General features: G+C 64.9%; 4 protein-coding genes and 2 pseudogenes (1 of these 6 cut by a window edge). 3 read left to right on the top strand and 3 right to left on the bottom strand.

Going from position 1 to position 5,317, the window contains the following annotated elements:
* Positions 1-81 precede the first annotated feature (81 nt).
* A complete protein-coding gene (locus ACFE99_RS02445) occupies positions 82-1,350 on the top strand; it encodes an amidohydrolase family protein (protein ID WP_375482082.1) in 1,269 nt (422 codons plus the stop codon).
* Between the two features lie 72 nt (positions 1,351-1,422).
* Here ACFE99_RS02445 and ACFE99_RS02440 read toward each other — a convergent pair.
* Positions 1,423-2,108, bottom strand: a pseudogene (locus tag ACFE99_RS02440) (type 1 glutamine amidotransferase domain-containing protein).
* Positions 2,109-2,189: 81 nt separating this feature from the next.
* Positions 2,190-3,221, bottom strand: a complete 1,032-nt coding sequence (locus ACFE99_RS02435) for a fused (3R)-hydroxyacyl-ACP dehydratase subunits HadA/HadB (protein ID WP_375482080.1) — start codon at positions 3,219-3,221, stop codon at positions 2,190-2,192.
* A gap of 475 nt (positions 3,222-3,696) precedes the next feature.
* Here ACFE99_RS02435 and ACFE99_RS02430 point away from each other — a divergent pair, with 475 nt between their 5' ends.
* Entirely contained in the window at positions 3,697-3,930 is a 234-nt protein-coding gene (locus ACFE99_RS02430; RefSeq protein ID WP_083086893.1) for a hypothetical protein, read from the top strand.
* Here the strand turns inward: ACFE99_RS02430 and ACFE99_RS02425 are convergent.
* Positions 3,927-4,424 carry a hypothetical protein gene (locus ACFE99_RS02425; RefSeq protein WP_375482077.1) on the bottom strand — a complete coding sequence of 166 codons (498 nt, stop codon included), beginning with the start codon at positions 4,422-4,424 and terminating at the stop codon, positions 3,927-3,929. The genes ACFE99_RS02430 and ACFE99_RS02425 overlap by 4 nt on opposite strands.
* A gap of 309 nt (positions 4,425-4,733) precedes the next feature.
* On the opposite strand from ACFE99_RS02425, the pseudogene ACFE99_RS02420 reads away from it, so the two are divergent.
* Positions 4,734-5,317: pseudogene (locus tag ACFE99_RS02420) on the top strand (SDR family NAD(P)-dependent oxidoreductase) (it continues 264 nt past the right edge of the window).

Genomic DNA, 5,317 nt, shown 5'->3' with positions numbered 1-5,317 from the left:
CGCTGCCGGCCGTGCCCGCCGACGCGAGCAGCACCGTCTTCGAGCCCGACCCCATCCGTGCCTGGTAGCGAAAGGTTCACCATGGACCCGTACGTGATCATCTCGGCAGACACCCACGCCGAGCTTCCGACCGAGCGGTACCGCGAGTACGTCGACCCCGAATATCGGGAGGACTTCGAGGCGTACCTGGCGGAGAAGACTGCCGCGTCTCAGGTCGGCGGGTTCATCGACGAACAGTTCGCGCAAGCGTGGTTCTCCGAGCATGGAGAGGGCATCGCCGGCGGATGGGATGTAGCCCTGCGGGACAAAGAGCTCGACGGCGACGGGGTGGTCGGCGAGGTCATCTTTCCCGACGCCGACGCGGTGACCGGGGTCGCCGGGGCGCCGTTTGGGGCCGGTCTGGGCCAGTCAGGCGATCTCGACCCCGGTCGCGCCATGGCCGGGGCGCGGGCCCACAACCGCTGGTTGGCCGAGCTGTGCAGCCACGGCCCCGAGCGGCGGGCCGGGGTCGCGGTTGTGCCGATACTGGCGGACATCGACGCGGCGGTAGCCGAGATCACTCGGGCCGCAGAGTCCGGATTGCGGGGCGGGATCCTGATCCCCGCGCGTTGGGTCGGCTATGCGCCCTACCACGACCGTCGCTACGACAAGGTCTGGGCCGCCTGCCAGGACCTGCAGATGCCGGTGCACACCCACTCCGGTCCCGCCCCGCAGGAGGAGTACGGAGGCCACCTGGGCATCTATGTAACCGAGGTGCGCTGGTGGGGAGCCCGGCCCCTGTGGTTCGCGTTGTGGTCGGGCGTGTTCGAGCGTTTCCCCCGGCTGCGATGGGGAGTCACCGAGTGCGGCGCGTTCTGGGCCAACGACCTGCTCTGGCTGATGGACACGCGGTATCTGCGGGAGCACTCGGCCAAGAAGATGAGCCATTTGATGGAGGGCGATCTGACGATGCCGCCCTCGGCCTACTTCGACCGGAACTGTTTTATCGGGGCTACCACCACCGAGCGGCGGGAGCTGGCGCGGCGCTACGAGATCGGCGTATCAAACCTGCTGTGGGGCAACGACTTCCCCCATCCGGAGGGGACCTGGCCGCACACCCGCGAATGGCTGCGGCGCTCCTTCTGGGACGTCCCCATCGAGGAGACCCGGCAGATGCTGGGCCTGGCAGCAGCCGAGATGTACAACTTCGACGTGGGTGCGTTGGCCGCCCTGGCCGAACGCATCGGCCCGACCCCCGAGGATCTCGGTCAGGACGACGCGGTGAGCGTGCCGAAGTGGGAGACCGCGCGCCGGGTCGGACGGCACTGGCTCACGGGCGCAGAGCCTATCCCCGACCTTGTGGAGAACTGATAGTCGGCTGCTAGCGATAGCGACGATGCGACGCCTACGTCGGGGTCGGTGCGGTGGCTCCGTGCCGGCGGGTCAGCCTTCTAGCACAGAGACGACCTTCTTGGCTGTCGCCTTGGCGGACGCCGGATTCTGGCCCGTTACCAGCCGCCCGTCCACGACGACGAACGGGGCAAAGGGAATCAGGCCCTTTTCGTACCGGGCGCCGCGCTTCTTTATTTCATCCTCGGCGTTGTAGGGCACCAACCTGTTGACCCGGGCCAGGACCTCTTCGGACCAGGCGAACCCAGTGAGCTTCCGTCTGTCGACCAACAGCGATCCGTCCGACAGCTTGGTGTTGAGCAGGCCGCAGTAGCCGTGGCAGACCGAGGACACGATTCCACCGCGATCGAAGATCTCGCGCGTGATGCGTTGCCTTCGCTATCTGGGAAGTCGAACATCACCGCATGACCGCCGGTGAAGTAAATCGCGTCAAACTCGGCCGAGTCGATCTCATCGGGTGAGGCGGTGCTGGCCAGCAGGGCCATCTTCGCCTCGTCGGCCTTCCACGCCTTAGCGCTCTTGGTGTAGCTCGGAAACTTCAGCGAACGGGGCTCCAGCGGTGATGGGCCCCCTTTCGGGCTGACGATCGTCTGTTCGTAACCCGCTTCAGCGAAGACGTCATACGCGTGCGTCAGCTCCGAGAGCCACAGCCCGGTCGGCTCGGAAGGATCCTCGTAGTGAGAGACATTGGTGACGACGTCAAGGATGCGCTTGGTCATACTCTAAGAATTCCGCTGGCGGCCTGGTGGCGTCACCAGCTGGTTACTTCTCTCAACCCGTCGTCACCAGCGGCCGCCTGGTCAGCGGAAGCGGACGTTCGCCGTCGCCAGGCCGAAGATCTTCCGGCCGTCAGACTTCGCGGCGACGATCAACACACCCGTGCGGGTTGCCGGGTCCAGAGATTTGATCCGGCCGCTGAATTCCATGTCGGCGCCCTCTGTGGCCGATACGATCGCGGGCTGGGACAGCCGCACCGCGTAGCGGGTAACCGCACCGGGGTCGCCCGACCATGCGGAGACGAATCCGGCACCCAAACCCATCGTCAGCATTCCGTGGGCGATCACATCGGGCAGCCCGGCCAGTTTGGCGATGTCCTCGGCCCAGTGAATGGGGTTGGCGTCGCCGGCCACCCCGGCATAGTTCACCAGGTCGCCCCGCGACAGCCGTGCATGGCGCACCGGGAGCTCGTCGCCGACCTGGACGTCTTCGAAGGACGGCGTCCCCGGCGTGCGGGTGGTGCCGCCTTCGGCTATCCGAACGTCACCTGCGGCGCGCACAGTCTTTTCGTAGTCAGCATCCGAGTCGCCGATTTCGGCGAGGTTGACGTCGTGCATCATCGCGTTCTGAGCGGCCGTCTTGATCGCCGGATCGACATCCTCGGCGGTGACGCCGACGACAGTGGTGTGCAGGGTGTGCACTCGTTCTCCGGCAGTATCGGTGAAGGTGTTGGTCACGGTGATCAGGTCTCGGCCGCCGATCCGTCGCACCGACGATAGTTCGACGTCGACGTTCAGCTCATCGCCGGCGACGATTGGGCGGTGCTGCTCGAAGACTTCTTCGGTCTGCACGTAGGTGTGGTAACCGACGACCACCGATTCGAACATGCGGCGGTTACAGGCCATGCCCGGGACCGACGTGAATGTCAGTGGCGCGACCAAATCCGGGTAGCCCAGCTCTGCCGCGGCGGCGACATCCCAGTGCGCCGGGTGATAGTCCTGCACTGCACGGGCGTACTCGCGTAGCTTCTCGCGGCCGACCAGGTAGGTGCCGTCCATCTGGTAGTAGTGGCCGACCCGCGATTCGATTGTCGACGCTTCTGCTGCTGCGGTCATGAATGTGTCCAACTGTTCTATCGGCTTGTTGTTGAGGCCGACCAGAGCACCCTAACGTGCGTCAATGGCCACGCAGTCAACCCTGGTCGCCCAAACTTGGCGGAATCCACTTCGGGCGGGCTCGACTAAACAAGGGTAGTTGCCGGAGTCGTGGGCCCAAACAGCGGATTACCAAGGCGCACTCAACCGCCTCGGTGTGCACCGGCTACACCTTCACGTTTACGAGCAGCTGGTAGGTGTTTGCGCGGGCAGGCGCTCAGCACGCTGGGCCTGTACGGCGATGGTTTAAAGGTGGAATGACGCCTGTACACGGCTGAAGCAACCGTCTTTAAAACTGTCCAGCTACATCGCAACTCGCTCATGCGCAGGCCGCATTGTTTGCGTCACCGCACCCACCTACTGGCGGGCGCCTATACGAATGTGTGCTCACACCCGAAGGTGGGTATTCCGAGCAAACGACGTCAGAGGAGGCACCATGGCGAAGGATCACGGTTCAAGCGTCAAGAACGACAAGCAGTATGAGGGCTTGCGCAAGAAAGGGATGAGCAAATCTCGGGCGGCGGCAATTGCGAACTCGCCCGGAGCATCTAGTAGAGGGGGCAAGAGCTCGGGCAGCAGCAAGAGCAGTCGCAGCAGCGGTAGCGGCAGCGGCGGCAATCAGTCCCAGAAGAAGGCCGCCGGCCGAAAGGGCGGCAAGAAATCGAGTTAGTCCGCGTGGCCGCGTTTTGCGCGCACCCACTGGAACGTCCCGACGTTCTTGGTGCGCACGGTGGCGAAGCCACGGTCTTCCAGGATGTCGCCGATCTCGTCCTCGCCGAACACATAGGCTCCGCCGTTCGGTAGCACCCGCCACAACAGAGCGGCGCGCCCGGCCGCCGGCACCATCACGGCCAGTCGCCCACCGGGCTTCAGTACCCACGCAATCTCATCCAGCGCTGCTGAGGGATCGCAGCCGACGTCCACTACGACGCCGCCGGCTGGGATGTTCAACCATTGGGTGGGCGGCTGCAGGACGCGAACGACCCTGCGTAGCACAGCTTGTTGGGTGTCGTAGATCGTCGCCACCACCGGCGAGGTCCACATCACCTGGATCACGCCGGTGTTCTTCGCCGACGACGATTCTTCATCCGAGCCGGTGCCCAGCAGGTCGAGGTAGCCCTTGCTGACATCAGGGTCCGTCGGCGGATCAGTAAGCAAATCCAATGCCTGCGCAATGCAGGAGGCAGCGTGCTCGTGTGCAGATCCGTCATGTGCATTCCTTTCGCCAAAAGCCAAGCCGTAGAGGCAGTTACGCAGCCGTGGGCGCATCACGCTTAGTCGAGTCAAAGCCTACGGCCACCCGTTGCAGAAGCCGTTAACGCGACGAGAAAACCCGGCAAACCAACGGTCTGGTGGTTTCGAGGCCGCTCAGCACCGCGCGTAGCGTGACGGTGACTGCCGCGCTGCGCCGGTAAGCAAGACGCAGAGCACACGACCGCTTAGAGGTAGGTGTGGACCTGGGACAATAGATCCATGAACGTAGCGGCCAAGGCGATCGACAAACTAGTCAACCCGCCGCGGATCTCGGACCCGGACAAGTTACGCCGCGCCGTGTCCGGCAAAACCGTGCTGGTAACCGGCGCATCGTACGGTGTCGGCGAGGCGACCGCTCGCGCGTTGGCTGCCGCGGGTGCGACCGTACTCGCCGTCGCCCGCTCGGCCGACCGGCTCGACGACCTGGTGGCATCGATCACCACCGGCGGCGGCCGAGCGGCCTCCTATCCGACCGATCTGACCGACGAATCAGCCGTCAACACGCTGGCCGAACGCATCGGCGACGAGCACGGCGCGCTTGACATCGTGGTGAGCAATGCCGGCAAGTCCCTGCGGCGATCGCTGCATCACCAGTACGACCGCCCGCATGACTTTCAGCGCACCATCGACATCAATTACCTCGGGCCGATCCGGTTACTGCTCGGGGTGCTCCCCGCGATGCGCGAGCATGGGGGCGGGCACGTCATCAGCGTGTCGAGCATCGGGGTGCGGGTTCCGCCCGGCCCGCAGTGGGGTGCCTACCAGGCGTCGAAGGGCGCGTTCGACATCTGGCTGCGCAGCGT

Origin of the sequence: uncultured Mycobacterium sp. (genome assembly GCF_964249325.1) — a bacterium.
In the GTDB taxonomy this organism is placed as follows: Bacteria; Actinomycetota; Actinomycetes; order Mycobacteriales; family Mycobacteriaceae; genus Mycobacterium.
The sequence above is the reverse complement of the archived record's forward strand: the minus strand, read 5'-3'. Positions and strand labels throughout refer to the sequence as shown.